Origin of the sequence: Thalassobaculum sp. OXR-137 (genome assembly GCF_034377285.1) — a bacterium.
In the GTDB taxonomy this organism is placed as follows: Bacteria; Pseudomonadota; Alphaproteobacteria; order Thalassobaculales; family Thalassobaculaceae; genus Thalassobaculum.
Window position 1 is genome coordinate 4,557,538 of sequence record NZ_CP139715.1, and the last position, 16,241, is coordinate 4,573,778.

10 protein-coding genes are annotated in these 16,241 nt (G+C 67.0%); 3 read left to right on the plus strand and 7 right to left on the minus strand.

What is annotated here, in order from left to right:
* Positions 1 to 69 precede the first annotated feature (69 nt).
* Entirely contained in the window at positions 70 to 3,213 is a 3,144-nt protein-coding gene (locus T8K17_RS21220; RefSeq protein ID WP_322331727.1) for an efflux RND transporter permease subunit, read from the minus strand.
* A 24-nt stretch (positions 3,214 to 3,237) separates the two neighbouring features.
* On the minus strand, positions 3,238 to 4,431 hold the full coding sequence (locus tag T8K17_RS21225; protein WP_322331728.1) for an efflux RND transporter periplasmic adaptor subunit: 1,194 nt from the start codon (positions 4,429 to 4,431) through the stop codon (positions 3,238 to 3,240).
* Between the two features lie 158 nt (positions 4,432 to 4,589).
* Here T8K17_RS21225 and T8K17_RS21230 point away from each other — a divergent pair, with 158 nt between their 5' ends.
* On the plus strand, positions 4,590 to 5,261 hold the full coding sequence (locus T8K17_RS21230; RefSeq protein WP_322331729.1) for a TetR/AcrR family transcriptional regulator: 672 nt from the start codon (positions 4,590 to 4,592) through the stop codon (positions 5,259 to 5,261).
* On the opposite strand, the gene T8K17_RS21235 is transcribed toward T8K17_RS21230, so the two are convergent.
* From T8K17_RS21235 to T8K17_RS21255, 5 genes are all read right to left on the minus strand, one after another.
* Positions 5,245 to 6,543 carry a branched-chain amino acid ABC transporter permease gene (locus T8K17_RS21235; RefSeq protein WP_322331730.1) on the minus strand — a complete coding sequence of 433 codons (1,299 nt, stop codon included), beginning with the start codon at positions 6,541 to 6,543 and terminating at the stop codon, positions 5,245 to 5,247. The two genes, T8K17_RS21230 and T8K17_RS21235, sit on opposite strands and share 17 nt — an antisense overlap.
* Positions 6,540 to 7,550 (minus strand): branched-chain amino acid ABC transporter permease, encoded by a 1,011-nt coding sequence (locus T8K17_RS21240; protein WP_322331731.1) that lies wholly within the window; start codon positions 7,548 to 7,550, stop codon positions 6,540 to 6,542. The genes T8K17_RS21235 and T8K17_RS21240 overlap by 4 nt, the downstream gene beginning before the upstream one ends.
* A gap of 3 nt (positions 7,551 to 7,553) precedes the next feature.
* Positions 7,554 to 8,258, minus strand: a complete 705-nt coding sequence (locus T8K17_RS21245) for an ABC transporter ATP-binding protein (protein WP_322331732.1) — start codon at positions 8,256 to 8,258, stop codon at positions 7,554 to 7,556.
* Positions 8,255 to 9,037 (minus strand): ABC transporter ATP-binding protein, encoded by a 783-nt coding sequence (locus tag T8K17_RS21250; RefSeq protein ID WP_322331733.1) that lies wholly within the window; start codon positions 9,035 to 9,037, stop codon positions 8,255 to 8,257. Before T8K17_RS21250 ends, T8K17_RS21245 begins: the two co-directional genes overlap by 4 nt.
* 73 nt (positions 9,038 to 9,110) lie before the next feature.
* On the minus strand, positions 9,111 to 10,295 hold the full coding sequence (locus tag T8K17_RS21255; RefSeq protein ID WP_322331734.1) for an ABC transporter substrate-binding protein: 1,185 nt from the start codon (positions 10,293 to 10,295) through the stop codon (positions 9,111 to 9,113).
* 187 nt (positions 10,296 to 10,482) lie between these two features.
* On the opposite strand from T8K17_RS21255, the gene T8K17_RS21260 reads away from it, so the two are divergent.
* On the plus strand, positions 10,483 to 13,833 hold the full coding sequence (locus tag T8K17_RS21260; protein WP_322331735.1) for a transglutaminase family protein: 3,351 nt from the start codon (positions 10,483 to 10,485) through the stop codon (positions 13,831 to 13,833).
* Between the two features lie 3 nt (positions 13,834 to 13,836).
* A complete protein-coding gene (locus T8K17_RS21265) occupies positions 13,837 to 16,239 on the plus strand; it encodes a circularly permuted type 2 ATP-grasp protein (protein ID WP_322331736.1) in 2,403 nt (800 codons plus the stop codon).
* Positions 16,240 to 16,241: the final 2 nt, after the last annotated feature.

A 16,241-nucleotide genomic window follows, 5' to 3' on the forward strand; every position in this document is an offset into this window, starting at 1 on the left:
GGCGTCGGGGTCGCGAACGAAAAAGGGCGCCCACCGCGCGGCGGACGCCCTTGTCGATCTATCGGAGCCTTAGTGGGCCGGCTCCGGCGTCGGATCGCCGTCCGGCGTCTCTGTCTTCGGCGGTTGGGCCCGGCGCTTGGAGAAGAGCCGCATGATCATCACGAAGAACAGCGGCACGAAGAAGATCGCCAGCACGGTGGCGGAGATCATGCCGCCCATGACGCTGGTGCCGATGGCCTGACGGCTCGCCGCACCCGCCCCGGTGCTGATCGCCAGCGGCAGCACGCCGAGGGTGAAGGCCATGGAGGTCATGATGATCGGCCGGAAGCGCTGGCGCGCGGCCTCCACCGTCGCGTCCAGCAGGTCCATGCCGTCGTCGTAGAGCTCACGGGCGAACTCCACGATCAGGATGGCGTTCTTCGCCGACAGACCCACCGTGGTCAGCAGCCCGACCTGGAAGTACACGTCGTTCGGCAGCATCCGCAGATAGGCCGCCGCCACCGCACCGAACACGCCGAGCGGGACCACCAGCATGACGGATACCGGAATGCTCCAGCTCTCATACAGAGCGGCCAAGCAGAGGAAGACGACCAGAAGCGAGATCGCGTAGAGCATCGGCGCCTGGTCGCCCGACATCCGCTCCTCATAGGACAGGCCGGACCATTCGTAGCCGATGCCGTCCGGCAGCTCCTGCGCCATGTCGATCATCGCCTGCATCGCGTCGCCGGAGCTGACGCCCGCCGCCGCCTGACCCTGGATCTGGACCGAGGACGAGCCGTTGAACCGCTCCAGGCGCGGCGAGCCATAGGTCCAGTCGGAGGTCGCGAAGGCGGAGAACGGAACCATCTCGTCATACGCATTGCGCACATACCAGCGGTCCAGATCCTCTGGCATCATCCGGTAGGGCGCGTCGGCCTGCAGGTAGACCTTCTTGACCTTGCCGTTCTCCATGTAGTCGTTGACGTAGGACGCGCCCCAGGCGGTCGACAGGGTGGCGTTGATGTCGGAGATCGACAGGCCGAGGGCACTCGCCTTCTCGTGGTCGATGGTGACGCGGTATTGCGGCGTGTCGGCAAAGCCGTTCGGCCGGACCTGCGATACCCGCGAATCCTGCGCGGCCAACCCGAGGATCTGCCCGCGCGCCTGCATCATCGCCGCGTGACCGACGCCGCTGCGGTCGACCAGCTGGAACTCGAAGCCGGTGGCGTTGCCCAATTCGATGATCGCCGGCGGGGTGAAGGCGAAGATCTGCGCCTCGCGGACCTGCGACAGGGCGCCATACGCGCGGCCGACGACAGCCGACACCGGATCCGGACGCTCCGACCAGTCCTTAAGGTTGATGAAGGCGATACCGGCATTCTGGCCGCTGCCGCTGAAGCTGAACCCCGCGACGGTGAACAGGCCGTTCACGTTGTCCTTCTCGTTCTCGAGAAAATGGCGCTCCACCTTCTTGAGGACCTCGACCGTGCGCTCCTGGCTGGCGTTATCCGGCAGGGAGATCTGCGCGAACATGATGCCCTGGTCCTCGTTCGGCAGGAACGAGGTCGGCAGGCGCAGGAACAGGAACGCGAGGCCGCCGACGATCAGCAGGTACACCACGCCATACCGCCACTTGCGCCCGACCACATGGCCGACGCTGTTGCGGTAGAACCGGTTGGTCCAGTCGAAGCCGCGGTTGAACCAGCCGAACGGGCCGGTGGTCTTGCCGTGGCTGTCCTTCGCCCGCAGCATGGTGGCGCACAGGGCCGGCGTCAGCACGATGGCCACAATCACCGAGAGCACCATCGACGACACGATGGTGATGGAGAACTGCCGGTAGATCGCACCGGTCGAGCCGCCGAAGAAGGCCATCGGCACGAACACCGCCGACAGCACCATGGCGATACCGACCAGGGCGCCGGTGATCTGCGACATGGACTTGCGGGTCGCCTCGCGCGGTCCGAGCCCTTCCTCGTGCATCACGCGCTCGACGTTCTCGACCACGACGATGGCGTCGTCCACCAGCAGGCCGATGGCGAGCACCATGCCGAACATGGTCAGGGTGTTGATCGTGAAGCCGAACGCCGCCAGCACGCCGAAGGTGCCGAGCAGGATGACCGGCACGGCGATGGTCGGGATCAGGGTCGCGCGGATGTTCTGCAGGAACAGGAACATCACCACGAAGACCAGGACGATCGCCTCGAACAGCGTCATCACCACTTCATTGATGGAGATCTCGACAAAGGGTGTGGTGTCGTAGGGATAGACAACTTCGAGCCCGGCCGGGAAGAACGGCTGCAGCTCCTTGATCTTGGCGCGCACCGCGTCGGCGGTATCGAGCGCGTTGGCGCCCGAGGCGAGGTTGATGCCCACACCCGCGGCCGGGCGGCCGTCATATCGGGCAACCGTGCTGTAGGACGCGGCGCCGATCTCGATCCGCGCGAGATCCTTCAGCCGAACCTGCGAGCCGTCGGTATTCACCCGCACCAGGATGTTGCCGAATTCCTCCGGCGTCTCCAGACGGGTCTGGGCGATCAGGGTGGCGTTGATCTGCTGGCCCGGCACGGCGGGCGCGCCGCCGATCTGGCCGGCCGAGATCTCCGTGTTCTGGGCGACGATGGCGGCCCGGACCTCGGCGGTCGTGATCTTGTAGCTGAGCAGCCGGTCCGGATCGAGCCAGATGCGCATGGCGTGCTGGGCGCCGAACAGCCGGACCGAGCCGACGCCGTTCACGCGGCTGATCGGATCGCGGATGCTGTCGGCGACGAAATCGGCGATGTCCGTCTGCGCCATGTCCGTATCGGACACGAAGCCCAGCACCATCAGGAAACTGCCGCTGCCCTTGGACACCTGGATGCCCTGCTCCACCACCGCTTCCGGCAGCAGGGAGGTGGCGAGCTGCAGCTTGTTCTGGGTCTGCACCTGGGCGATGTCGGGATCGGCCTCGGGCTCGAATGTCAGCTTGATCTGCGCCGATCCGCTGCTGTCGCTGGTCGAGGAGATGTAGCGCAGGTTGTCGAGACCGGTCATCTGCTGCTCGATCACCTGGGTCACGGTGTTCTCGAGCGTCTGCGCCGAGGCGCCGGGATAGGTCGCGTTGATCTGCACCGTCGGCGGCGCCACGGAGGGATACTGCTCGATCGGCAGCTGCAGGATCGAGAGACCGCCCGCAAGCATGATCACGATGGCGATGACCCAGGCGAAGACCGGGCGATCAATGAAGAAACTGGCCATAGGAGTGCTTTCGGTTCAGCGCGCTTAGTGCAGCGCACTCATTTTCTGCGGCTTCTCGCCGGAAGCTGCGGTGGGACGCTGGACTTCCACCGGCGTCACCTTGGCCCCCGGGCGAATGCGCTGAAGCCCGTCCACCACGACCCGCATGCCGTCGCTCAGCCCCCGGTCGACCAGCCAGTCCTTGCCGGCGGCATCGACGATGTGAACCTTGACCTGGCTGACGGTATCGTCCTCGCCGATCACGTAGACGAACGGGTCGCCCATGCGGTCGAAGCTCGCCGCGGCCTGCGGGACCAGGTAGCCGTTCTCCACCACGCCCTGATTGACGATGCCGTGGACGAACATGCCCGGCAGCAGGTCGCGTTCGGGGTTGGGGAACTCCGCGCGCAGCCGGACCGAGCCCGTGGTCTCGTCCACCGTCACCTCGGAGAACTGCATGGTGCCCCGGTGGTCGTATTCCAGATCGATGGCGTCGAGGAACAGGGTCACCGGCAGTTCGTCGCCGTTGCCCTGGGCCCGCTGCCCGGTCTTGAACATCTGGCTCAGCCGCAGGAGCTCCGCGCTCGACTGCGTGAAATCGACATTGATCGGATCGAGCTGGGTGATGGTGGCCAGCGCATCCGCCTGCCCGGCCGTCACCAGCGCGCCCTCGGTGATCGACGAGCGGCCGATACGGCCGCCGATCGGGGCCAGGACCTCGGTGTAGCCAAGATTGATCTTGGCGGCGTCGAGCGCGGCGTTGGCCGACGCCACGCTGGCCCGGTTCTCCTGCTCCTCGGCGGCGACGTCGTCATAGGCCTGGCGGCTGACGGCGCTGGTCTTCACCAGGCTCTCGTAGCGCTTCAATTTCGTGCGGGTGGAGTTCAGCGTCGCCGTCGCCCGGGCAAGGTCGGCCTCGGCCATCTTCACCTGGGCCTCGTAGACGGCGGCGTCGATCTGGTAGAGCGGCTGACCGGCGGTCACCGTCGTCCCTTCCTCGAACAGCCGCTTGGTCACGATGCCATCGACCTGCGGGCGCACCTCCGCCCGGCGGAACGCCACAACGCGGCCGGGAAGCCGGGCGGTCAGATCGACCGCCTCCGCCTTCACGGTGGTGAAACCGACCTGTGCCGGCGGCCGTGCCGCGGGCGCGGAGGCCTGCTTTTCTTCCTCACAGCCGGCGAGCGCGATGGTCGCGGCGAGCACAACACAAAGTCGGGTCAGGAAAGCCTTCGGCACAGTCGTGTTCCTTGTGCGTGAAATTGCGTCGGAGGACGCATCGGTTCCAGCGTCCAGGGTTGCGGCTTGTCTAATTTGTGTACTATCTAGTACATATTGCACCGCACAACAAGAAACTTGTGCGAACGCCCCAGCCCCCGACGAGGATCGCGACCGATATGGCCTGTTGCCCGGGACACGGCAAACCCCCGACCCGCGGAGAGATCCGCCGCCGCGCGCTGGTGGACGCCGCCTGGTCTCTGGTCAAGGAGAACGGGATCGGAGCGACCACCCTCGACGACATCATCGCGCGGGCGGGCGGTTCCCGGGCCACCATCTATTCGGCGTTCGGCGACAAGGACGGGCTGATCGAGGCGGCGGTCGGCGAGAGCTGTGCGGCGTTCGCCGAACAGATGATGGTCAAGCTCGACGCCTCCGGCGATCCGACCGCCACCCTGACCCGCCTGGCGACGGACCTGGTCGAGCAGATCTGGACACCCGAGGCGCAGCGGATCTTCGGCAGCTTCATGACCGAGGGGAACCGCTTCCCGCAGGTGATCGCCGCCTTCCTGCGCAACGGCCCAGACCGGCTGCAGCGTCGCCTCGCCCGATACCTGACGGAAATCCGCGACAGCGGACAGGCGCCGATCGACAACCCGGATCAGGCCGCGAAGCTGTTTCTGGACGCCCTGCACGGCGACTGGCTGATCGGCTCGCTCGGCGCCCAGCCGGCACGGGATCCGAGGGCCCCGGAGACGGTGCGATGGATCGGCTTCGTGGTCGCCCGCACGCTCAACCTGCCGGTCGAGGCAACGGACGACTCCTCAGACCGCGTCAGCGCTCCGGAATGAGCCCCTTGGGCGCGAAGCGCATGACCAGCAGCAGGATCGCTCCCATCAGCAGGTAGCGGGTATAGGCCGCCCCCATCATCAGATGCGCGCCGAGCGCTGAGTCGTCCGGCAGCGGGGCCGTGATCGTCGCCATGAACCAGTTGCCCAGCGGTTCGGCCTCGACCCACAGGAACCAGATCACGAAGCCGCCAAGAACCGCCCCCCAGTTGTTGCCGGAGCCGCCCAGGATGACCATCACCCAAACCAGGAAGGTGAAACGCAGCGGGATGTAGCTGGTCGGCGTGAGCTGGCCGTCCAGGGTCGCCAGCATGGCCCCGGCGATGCCGCAGGTGGCGCAGCCGAGCACGAAGACCTGCAGGTGGCGGGCCTTCACGTCCTTGCCCATGGCCTCGGCGGCGTCGCGGTTGTCGCGGATCGCCCGCATCATGCGGCCCCAGGGGGATTTCAGCGCCCGCTCGGCCAGCCACATGACGATGGCCAGGACCACGATGAACAGCGCCGCGTAGCAGAACTTCACGAATAGGCTGGAGGCCTCGTTCATGTCGGTCGCGCCCAACGACGTCGCCAGATCGACGAACCACTGCTGGTCGACCAGATCGACCTCGTAGGGTACCGGGCGCGGGATGCCGGTGACGTTCTTCACGCCGCGCGACAGCCACTCCTCGTACTTGATGACGGCGATGATGATCTCGGAAATGCCGAGGGTCGCGATGGCGAGATAGTCGGCCCGCAGGCCGAGCGAGATCTTGCCGATCAGCCACCCTGCCCCGGCCGCGACCACGCCGCCCAGGGGCCAGGCCAGCAGCACCGGCATGCCCATGCCGCCGAGATAGCCGGACAGGGCCGGGTCGATGGCCTCGATCCGCTCCGTCGCCGGCAGGAAGAAGGCGCCGATGAGGAAGTAGCCGGCGACCACCAGGGCGACGGTGACCGGCAGCCGGAAGGCTGGCGGCACCACGCGCCGCGCCACAAGAATGGCGACCACGGTGGCGGCCAGACACAGGACGGACAAGGCAAGATCACCGCCGGCGACGGCCCAGGCCTCCTGCACCGGCGGCATGGAGACCAGCACTGCGGTCAGCGCGCCCAGCGCGGTGAAGCCCATGATCCCGACATTGAACAGCCCGGCATAGCCCCACTGCATGTTCACGCCGAGCGCCATGATCGCGGAGATCAGGCACAGGTTGAAGATGCCGAAGGCGACGTTCCAGCTCTGGAACATCCCAACCCCGAGCAGCACCAGCAGCATGAGGCCGTACAGAAAAACGACGCGCCGGGTCATATGACTTTCCCCCGGATGATACCGGTCGGTCGCACCAGCAGGACGACGACGAGGATGACGAAGGAGACCGCGAACTTGTAATCGGTCGACAGGAGCTGGACCAAACCGTCGGGCTCCCAGCCCTCGGGGCCGAGATAGGCCAGGAAGCGCTTAAAGGCGTAGGTCACCGTGACTTCCGAGAAGGCGACGATGAAACCGCCGAGCACCGCGCCGACCGGCTGGCCGATGCCGCCGAGGATGGTGGCGGCGAAGATCGGCAGCAGGATCTGCAGGAAGATGAACGGCTTATAGGTCTTGTCGAGACCGTAGAGCGTGCCGGCGATGCAGGCGAGCGAGCCGGCGATGATCCAGGCGATCAGCACCACCCGCTCCGGGTTGATGCCGGACAGCAGCGCCAGATCCTCGTCGTCGGAATAGGCGCGCATCGCCTTGCCCCAGCGGGTCTTCTGCAGGAACCAGAACAGGAAGGCGACGACGATGAGCGTGACGACGACGGTGACCACCTGGGTCTGCTTGATCGCGATGCCCTGGTCCCAGCCGGTCAGCTTCTTGAAATCGCCGTAGCTGATCAGGAACCGTTCGCCGTCGGCGAAGCTCTGGTCGTCGGGTCCGATCACGATGCGGATGATGCCCGCCATCATGAACATCACGCCGACCGAGACGATGGCGAAGACGATCGGGTTCGCCCGCTTCTTGCGGTAGAAGCGGAAGACGTAGCGGTCGGTCAGCACCGCCATGGCGACGGTCGCCAGGATGCCCACCGGCAGCGCCAGCAGCGCCGTCGGCAGCGGGCCGAGGCCGATCCCGTTCATCTGCAGCAGCCAGGTCACCAGGATCGTCACCATGGCGCCGAACGACATCAGCTCGCCGTGGGAGAAATTGGCGAAGCGCAGGATGCCGAAGATGATCGTCACCCCGAGTGCCCCCAGCGCAAGCTGCGCGCCATAGGCGGTCGCCGGAACGAGGACGAAATTCGCGAGCAGCGCGAAGGCGTTGGCGATCTCCATCTCTCAGCCCCCCAGGAACGAACGGCGGACTTCCTCGTTCGCCAGTAGCGCCTCGCCGGTATCGGTGAAGCGGTTGGTGCCCTGGACCAGGACGAAGCCGTGATCGGCGATCTCCAGCGCCTGACGGGCGTTCTGCTCGACCATCAGGATGGCGATGCCGGTCTTGGCGATCTCCACGATGCGGTCGAACAGCTCGTCCATGACGATCGGCGACACGCCGGCGGTCGGCTCGTCCAGCATCAGCAGCCGCGGCTGGGTCATCAGCGCCCGGCCGACCGCCACCTGCTGGCGCTGGCCGCCGGACAGCTCTCCCGCCGGCTGGTTGCGCTTCTCGGCCAGGATCGGGAACAGCTCGAAGACCTGTTCCTTCGATTGGGAGATGTCGTCGTCGCGGATGAACGCGCCCATCTCCAGATTCTCCTCGACGCTGAGCGAGACGAAGACGTTGCGGTTCTGCGGCACGAAGCCCATGCCGACCCGCACCCGCTCCTGCGGCGCCAGGCCTGTGATGTCGGTGCCGTCGAACATCACGCTGCCCTCGCGCAGGTTCAGCATGCCGAACACGGCCTTCATCGCCGTGGACTTGCCGGCCCCGTTCGGGCCGACGACCACGGCGATCTCGCCGCGTTCCACCCGCAATTCGCAGCCGGTGATGATGTCGGCGCCGCCGTACCCCCCGGTCATGCCAGTCGCTGCCAGGAAGCTCATGCCTCGGACACCCGCTTGTGCTTACGGCCGGTACCCAGATAGGCCTCGATGACGTCCTCGTTGTTCATGACCTCTTCGGTCGTCCCCTGGGTCAGCAGCCGTCCCTCGGCCATGACGATGACCGGGTCGCAGAGCCGGGCGATGAAATCCATGTCGTGCTCGATCAGACAGAAAGTGTAGCCGCGCTCCTGGTTCAGGCGCTGGATCGAGCGCGCGATCGTCTGCAGCAGCGTGCGGTTCACGCCGGCGCCGACCTCGTCCAGGAACACGATCTTGGCGTCGACCATCATGGTGCGGCCGAGCTCGAGAAGCTTCTTCTGGCCGCCGGACAGGTTGCCGGCCAGCTCGTTCTCCAGATGCGGGATCTCCAGGAACTCGATCACCTCACGGGCGCGCTGGCGGACCTTTTCCTCGACCTCGCGCACCTTGGCGAAGTTGAACCAGGCGTGGCGCAGTTGCTCGCCCGGCTGTTCGCCCGGCACCACCATCAGATTCTCAAGCACCGTCAGGCTGGAGAACTCGTGGGCGATCTGGAAGGTGCGCAACAGCCCCTTGTGGAACAGCTCGTGCGGTTCCAGCGCCGTCACATCCTCGCCGTCGAGGAAGATCATCCCCGAGGAAGGCGGGAAATGTCCCGCGATGATGTTGAAAAGGGTGGTCTTTCCGGCCCCGTTCGGGCCGATCAGGCCGGTAATCGACCCCTGCGCGATCTCCAGGGAGACCCCGTCCACCGCGCGGATGCCACCAAAGTTCTTGGTGACGTTTTCTACTCTGATCATTCAGCCAACCCGAGATCGGGAAACGGTCGGGCAGCGCCCGACCGTCCCCGGTTCGATCAAAACCGCCAGGCGGTCAGTGGTAGGACACCGTCTTCCAGGCGCCACCCTCGACGGTCGTCTCGCGGAAGCTGCCCGCGGACTCGCCCGGGCCGATCAGCTCCAGCGCGGTGCCGCCGACATAGTCGATGTCGCCGCCATCGGCGAGGATCTTCAGGGCCTTGGCCAGCTCGCCCGGATAGATCTTCTCGCCCGGAGCGTTGGCGACCTTCTCCACATGCTCCTTGTAGACCGCGCTGTCGGTGCTCCCGGCCGACTGCATGGCCAGCAGCAGAACGGCGGCGGCGTCATAGGCCTCCGGGACATACGGGTCGTCGCCCTTGAAGCCCTTGCCGCCGGCAAGGTCGGCCAGCATTTTCGCACCCGGGCTGTCGGTGCCGGGGTTGGTGCCGATGGAGCCGTCGATGGAAGCGCCGAAGTTCTCGGTCAGCGCCTCGCCGACCATGCCGTCGGGCAGCATGAACTTCTCGAAGGCACCGGTGTCCAGCGCGGCCTGGATCATGCCCTTGCCGCCCTGGTCGAGGTAGCCCGCCACGATCAGGATGTCGCCGCCGGCCGAGGCCAGGGTCGCGACTTCCGCCGAGTAGTCCGCCTTGCCGTCCTCATGGGCGGCGACGGCGGTGATCTTGCCGCCAGCCTTCTCGAAAGCGGCCTGGATGGCGTCGGCGAGACCCTTGCCGTAGTCGTTGTTGGTGTAGGTCAGCGCCGCCGACTTGATCCCCTTGGACGACAGGATGTCGCCGATGATCTCGCCCTGACGCGCGTCGGACGGAGCGGTGCGGAAGAACAGGCCGTCGTCTTCGATCGTGCTCAGCGCCGGCGAGGTCGCCGACGGAGAGATCATGACGATGCCGTTCGGGCGGGCGACGTTGTTCAGGACCGCGGTGGTCGCGCCGGAGCAGGTCGCGCCGACAATGCCGACGACGCTCTCGGAGGTGATCAGACGGGTGGCCGCGGCCGTGGCGGCCGCCGCGTCGATGCAGGTGCTGTCACCGCGCACCGAGACGACCTTCTTGCCGCCCAGGAACAGTCCGCTGTCGGAGATCTCCTGGATCGCCATCTCTCCGCCAAGCGCCATCGGCTTGACCAGCGACTCCGTCGGGCCGGTGAAGCCCTGGAGCATGCCGATCTTCACCTCTTCCTGAGCATTGGCTGCGGTGGAGAACACCGCCGCACAGAGCAACGGTAGCAAACGTTTCATGGTCGTTTCCCCTTGTTGGATGCCACATTCGTGGTCTGCCCCAATATACATTTGTGAACGAGGACGGCAATCGAAGCGACCATCCGGCGGACTCCGCGCGGGATGCGATAGGAGCCTCGCAATACCTTTCGCCATTGCGATATAACCTCCTAGGGTACGCTCGGACGCTGCAACCATCTGGATAATCATGTCGATCAAAGCCGCGATCCATCACCTCACGCATTACCGCTACGACCGGCCGGTCAGCCTGGGTCCGCAGATCATCCGTCTGCGCCCGGCGCCATACAGCCGGACCCGTGTGATCTCGCACTCGCTGAAGGTCACCCCGGACACGCATTTCGTGAACCACCAGCAGGACCCGTACGGCAACTGGCTGTCCCGCTTCGTGTTCCCGGAGCCGGTGCGCGAGCTGAAGATCGAGGTCGATCTCGTCGCCGACATGACGGTGTACAACCCGTTCGACTTCTTCGTGGAGGAATCGGCGGAGCAGTGGCCCTTCGCCTATCCCGAGGAACTGCGCGACGACCTCACCATCTATCTGCGTCCGGAGCCCATCGGCCCGCGCGTCCAGTCCTTCCTCGACAATCTGGACCGCTCGCAGTCCGGTACGGTGAATTTCGTCGTCGACCTGAACCGCCAGGTCTCCGAGGCGGTGAAATACCTGATCCGCATGGAGCCGGGCGTGCAGACGCCGGAGGAGACGCTGGAACTGGCCAGCGGCTCGTGCCGGGATTCGAGCTGGCTGCTGGTGCAGGTGCTGCGCCATCTGGGCTTCGCCGCCCGCTTCGTGTCCGGCTACCTGATCCAGCTCAAGCCGGACCTGGTCTCCCTGGACGGCCCGGCCGGCACGGATCACGACTTCACCGACCTGCATGCCTGGGCCGAGGTGTACCTGCCGGGTGCAGGCTGGATCGGGCTCGACCCGACCTCGGGCCTGCTGACCGGCGAGAGCCACATCCCGCTCGCCGCCTGCCCGCACTACCGCAACGCCGCTCCGATCTCCGGCATGGCGAGCGTCGCCAAGGTCGATTTCGAATTCGACATGACGGTGAAACGGGTGGCCGAACATCCGCGCATCACCATGCCGTTCTCGGACGATGCCTGGGAGGCACTCCACGCCCTGGGCGAGAAGGTCGACGCGGAGCTGAACGCCGGCGACGTGCGCCTGACCATGGGCGGCGAGCCGACCTTCGTGTCGATCGACGAGTTCGAGTCCGAGGAGTGGAACACAGCCGCCGTCGGCCCGATGAAGCGCGGCCTCGCCGACGTGCTGATCCGCAAGCTGCGCAAGCGGTTCGCGCCGGGCGGCTTCCTGCATTACGGCCAGGGCAAGTGGTATCCGGGCGAGACCCTGCCGCGCTGGACCTTCTCTCTGTACTGGCGGCGGGACGAGAAGCCGATCTGGCGCGACCCCGACCTGATCGCCGGCGAGACCGAGACCCTGCAGGCCGGGCCAAAGGAGGCCGAGGCGCTGCTGAAGGCCATCGCCGAGAACCTGGCGATCCAGCGGGACTATGTGGTCCCCGCCTTCGAGGACCCCGCCGAATGGGTGCTGAAGGAGGCGAACCTTCCGGAGAACGTGACGCCGGAGAACTCCAAGCTGCGCGACGCCGAGGAGCGGCACCGGATCGCCCGGGTGTTCAGCCGCGGCCTGACCGAGCCGGCCGGCTACGTCCTGCCGGTGCAGAGCTGGCAGTCCCGGTCGATGGAAACCCGGCGCTGGAAGTCCGAGCTGTGGAAGCCGCGCCGGGGCCACGTGTTCCTGGTGCCCGGCGACAGCCCGGTCGGCTTCCGCCTGCCCCTGGGCGCCCTGCCCTACGTGCCGCCGTCGCAGTATCCCTATGTGAACATCGCCGATCCCTGGGAGGAGAAGAGCCCGCTGCCGGACTTCTCCGCCGAACGGGGTCCCGGCGAGGCGCAGGCCGGCGAGACGGCGCCGGACCAGGCCCGTGCGCGCTTCACCGCCGGCGGCGAGGTGCAGAACGTCATCGAGCAGAAGGTCGGCGAGGTTGGCGGCGCCGTGCGCACCGCCATCGCCGTGGAGCCGCGCGACGGCCGGCTGTGCGTGTTCATGCCGCCGGTGGAGCGGGTCGACGATTATCTCGACCTGCTCGACGCCGTGGAGCGGGCCGCCGCCAAGGTCGGCGTGAAGGTGCATATCGAGGGCTACGCCCCGCCGACCGATCCGCGCCTGAACGTGATCCGCGTCGCCCCCGACCCCGGCGTGATCGAGGTGAACATCCACCCGGCAACCAGCTGGAAGGACTGCGTGGCGATCACCGAAGGCGTCTACGAGGAGGCGCGTCAGTCCCGTCTCGGCGCCGACAAGTTCATGATCGACGGCAAGCACACCGGCACCGGCGGCGGCAACCACGTGGTGGTCGGCGGCGCCAACCCGGAGGACAGCCCCTTCCTGCGCCGTCCGGACCTGCTGCGGTCGCTGATCCTGCACTGGCAGCGCCATCCGAGCCTGTCTTACCTGTTCTCCGGCCTGTTCATAGGGCCGACCAGCCAGGCGCCGCGCATCGACGACGCCCGGCACGACACGCTCTACGAGCTGGAGATCGCGCTCGGCCAGATCCCGCATCCGGACAACGGCGCCCCGCCGCCGCCCTGGCTGGTGGACCGGCTGCTGCGCAACATGCTGACCGACGTGACCGGCAACACCCACCGCTCGGAGATCTGCATCGACAAGATGTACTCGCCGGACGGCCCGACCGGACGGCTTGGGCTGGTGGAGTTCCGCGGCTTCGAGATGCCACCGGACCCGCGCATGAGCCTGGCGCAGCAGCTTCTCCTGCGCGCGCTGATCGCCCGGTTCTGGAAGTCGCCGATCGGCGGCAACTTCACCCGCTGGGGCACCACCCTGCTCGACCGGTTCATGCTGCCGCATTTCGTGTGGTCCGACTTCATGGACGTGCTGCAGGATCTGCGGCTGAACGGCTTCGACTTCCGGTCCGAATGGTACGAGGCCCAGGCCGAGTTCCGATTCCCGTTCTGCGGCGAGGTCGAATACGAGGGCGTCCATCTGGAACTGCGCCAGGCGCTGGAGCCGTGGCACGTGCTGGGTGAGACCGGCGCCATCGGCGGCACCGCGCGCTACACGGACAGCTCCACCGAACGGCTGCAGGTCAAGCTGACGGCGCTGGATCCGGGCCGCTACGTGGTGACCTGCAACCAGCGCCGGATGCCGCTGCACGCCACCGAGACCAGCGGAGTCGCGGTCGGCGGCGTCCGCTTCAAGGCCTGGCGCCCCGCCATGGCGATGCATCCGGTGATCCCAGTCCATGCCCCGCTGACCTTCGACATCTACGACACCTGGTCAGGCCGGGCGCTGGGCGGTTGCGTCTATCACGTGGCGCATCCAGGCGGACGCAACTACGAGACCTTCCCGGTCAACGCCAACGAAGCCGATGCACGCAGACTTGCAAGGTTCGAGTATCATGGACATACGCCGGGCAGCTATGTTCCGGCACCTGAGATGACTCATCCCGAGTTCCCCTTGACCCTCGACCTGAGACGCGCGGCCGGAACCTGACCCATGAGCGAGCCACAGCAGGCTGCGAACCGATCCGATTGGGGCAGCCTCCTGGACGCCTACCGCACGCTGCCCGGCGTGGCGGACGAGTTGTTCGACAGCAAGGGCCGGGTGCGCCCGGTCTGGCAGCCGTTCCTGCGCGATCTCGCGGCACTCGACCCAGACGCGCTCGACCATGCCCTGGCGCGGGGCAGCCAGTATCTGCGCGATGCCGGGGTGTTCTTCCGGCAATACGGCCCGACCGATTCTACGGAGCGTGACTGGCCGCTGAGCCACCTGCCGATGCTGATCGACGCCGGTGAGTGGCAGAACATCGCCACCGCCCTGATGCAGCGCGCCGACGTGCTGGAAGCGGCGATGGCCGACTTCTACGGATCGAACCGGCTGGTCGCCGACGGTGTGGTGCCGGCGCGCCTGCTGGCGTCCAATCCGGAATGGCTGCGGCCCATGGTCGGGGTCCAACCCCGGCACGTCCACTACCTGCATTTTCTCGCCTTCGACATCGGCCGCGGGCCCGATGGCAAGTGGTGGGTGCTGGGCGACCGGACCCAGGCCCCATCCGGCGCCGGCTTCGCGCTCGAGACCCGCATGGCGACCTCGCGCAGCTTCTCCTCGCTGATCAGCAGCGCGAACGTGATGCGCTTGGCCGGGTTCTTCCGCCGGTTCCGCGACACCCTGCTGGGGATGCGCGACGGCGACGGCAGTCGGGTGGCGATCCTCACCCCCGGACCGCTGAACGACACCTATTTCGAACACTCCTACATCGCCCGCTATCTCGGCTTCATGCTGGTCCAGGGCGCCGACCTGGCGGTGAAGGAGAACCGGCTGATGGTCCGCACGGTCAGCGGGCTGCAGCCGCTCTCGGTGGTCTGGCGCCGACTCGACGCGGAATGGACCGATCCGCTGGAACTGAACGAGAGCTCGCAGCTCGGCACACCGGGCATGATCGGGGCCCTGCGCGCCGGTTCGTTCTCCATGGTCAACGCGCTCGGCTCCGGCGCGCTGGAAGCCCGCGCCCTGATGGCCTTCATGCCGCGCATGAGCGAGCACCTCACCGGTCAGCCCCTCGCCATGCCGAACATCGCCACCTGGTGGTGCGGCGGGCCGGGCGAGTGCGACTACGTGAAGGCCAATCTGGAGCGCATGACCATCGACAACGCCATGTCGACCCGTCTGCCTTTCGACCACGGCCCGAACGTGGTGATCGCCGGCAAGAAGACCGACGGCACCGACGTCGACCCGGCCTGGATCGACGAGAACGGCCCCCTGCTGGCCGGCCAGGAGATCGTCTCGCTGTCCACCGCCCCGGCCCTTGTCGACGGCAAGCTGGAGGCCCGGCCAATGAGCCTGCGGGTCTTCGTCGCCCGTTCCGGCAACGGCTGGGTGGTGATGCCCGGCGGCTTCGCGCGGATCGGCCATTCGGCGGAGAGCGCCGACATCTCCATGCAGCGCGGCGGCGCGGTCTCGGATGTGTGGGTGGTGTCGGACGATGCCGGACCGGTGGACACCCTGCTGGACACCGGCGGCGGCGTGCCGAAGCGGACCCAGGACGTCACCCTGCCGAGCACGGCGGCCGACAACCTGTTCTGGCTCGGCCGGTATGTGGAGCGGGCCGACTTCAAGCTGCGGCTGCTGCGGTCCTTCCACATCCGTCTGGCGGAGACCGGAGGCGAGGACTACCCGCTGGCGGCGATGCTGTCCCACTATCTGGAGTCCCTGTCGATCGACGCGATGGAGTCGATCTCGGACGGCTTGCTGGACGACCTGCGCGCCGCCCTGCGCAGTTCCGGCCAGGTGCGCGACCGGTTCTCCACCGATGCCTGGAACGCGCTGGTCGACCTGACCCGCACCACCGAGATGTTCGCCGAGCGGATCCAGCCGGGCGACGACGCGTCCCGCGCCTTCAGCGTCCTGCTGCGCAAGATCGCCGGGTTCGCCGGCCTGGTGCACGAGAACATGTACCGGTCGACCGGCTGGCGCTTCCTCGGCATCGGCCGGGCGGTCGAGCGCGCGGGCGCGATGATGCATTTCCTGCGGGTCTGCACCGATCCCGAGGCGCCGGAAGGCGCACTGGACCTGGCGATCGAGGTCGGCGATTCCGTGATGACCCACCGCCGCCGCTACGCCGCGGGGACGAGCCGGGACACGGTCATCGACCTGCTGATGCTCGACGACATGAACCCACGCTCCGTGCTGCAGCAGCTCATGGCGATCGACGATCACGCCTCCTACCTGCCGGTCACGGTCGAGGAGGTCCGGATGACGCCGTTCCAGCGCAAGGTGCTGGAGATCAAGACCGCGCTGACCACCGCCGCACCAGGGGAGATCACCCCGGATCGGTTCGACGCCCTGTCGGCCGACACCGCGTCCCTGTCCGGCCTTCTGGCCGATACCTATCTGCATTAGGG

Bases quoted from the DNA above. Each gene is read 5' to 3' on its own strand.
- T8K17_RS21220 (WP_322331727.1), bottom strand. From the start codon at position 3,213: ATGGCCAGTTTCTTCATTGATCGCCCGGTCTTCGCCTGGGTCATCGCC.
- T8K17_RS21230 (WP_322331729.1), top strand. From the start codon at position 4,590: ATGGCCTGTTGCCCGGGACACGGCAAACCCCCGACCCGCGGAGAGATC.
- T8K17_RS21235 (WP_322331730.1), bottom strand. From the start codon at position 6,543: ATGACCCGGCGCGTCGTTTTTCTGTACGGCCTCATGCTGCTGGTGCTG.
- T8K17_RS21240 (WP_322331731.1), bottom strand. From the start codon at position 7,550: ATGGAGATCGCCAACGCCTTCGCGCTGCTCGCGAATTTCGTCCTCGTT.
- T8K17_RS21245 (WP_322331732.1), bottom strand. From the start codon at position 8,258: ATGAGCTTCCTGGCAGCGACTGGCATGACCGGGGGGTACGGCGGCGCC.
- T8K17_RS21250 (WP_322331733.1), bottom strand. From the start codon at position 9,037: ATGATCAGAGTAGAAAACGTCACCAAGAACTTTGGTGGCATCCGCGCG.
- T8K17_RS21255 (WP_322331734.1), bottom strand. From the start codon at position 10,295: ATGAAACGTTTGCTACCGTTGCTCTGTGCGGCGGTGTTCTCCACCGCA.
- T8K17_RS21260 (WP_322331735.1), top strand. From the start codon at position 10,483: ATGTCGATCAAAGCCGCGATCCATCACCTCACGCATTACCGCTACGAC.
- T8K17_RS21265 (WP_322331736.1), top strand. From the start codon at position 13,837: ATGAGCGAGCCACAGCAGGCTGCGAACCGATCCGATTGGGGCAGCCTC.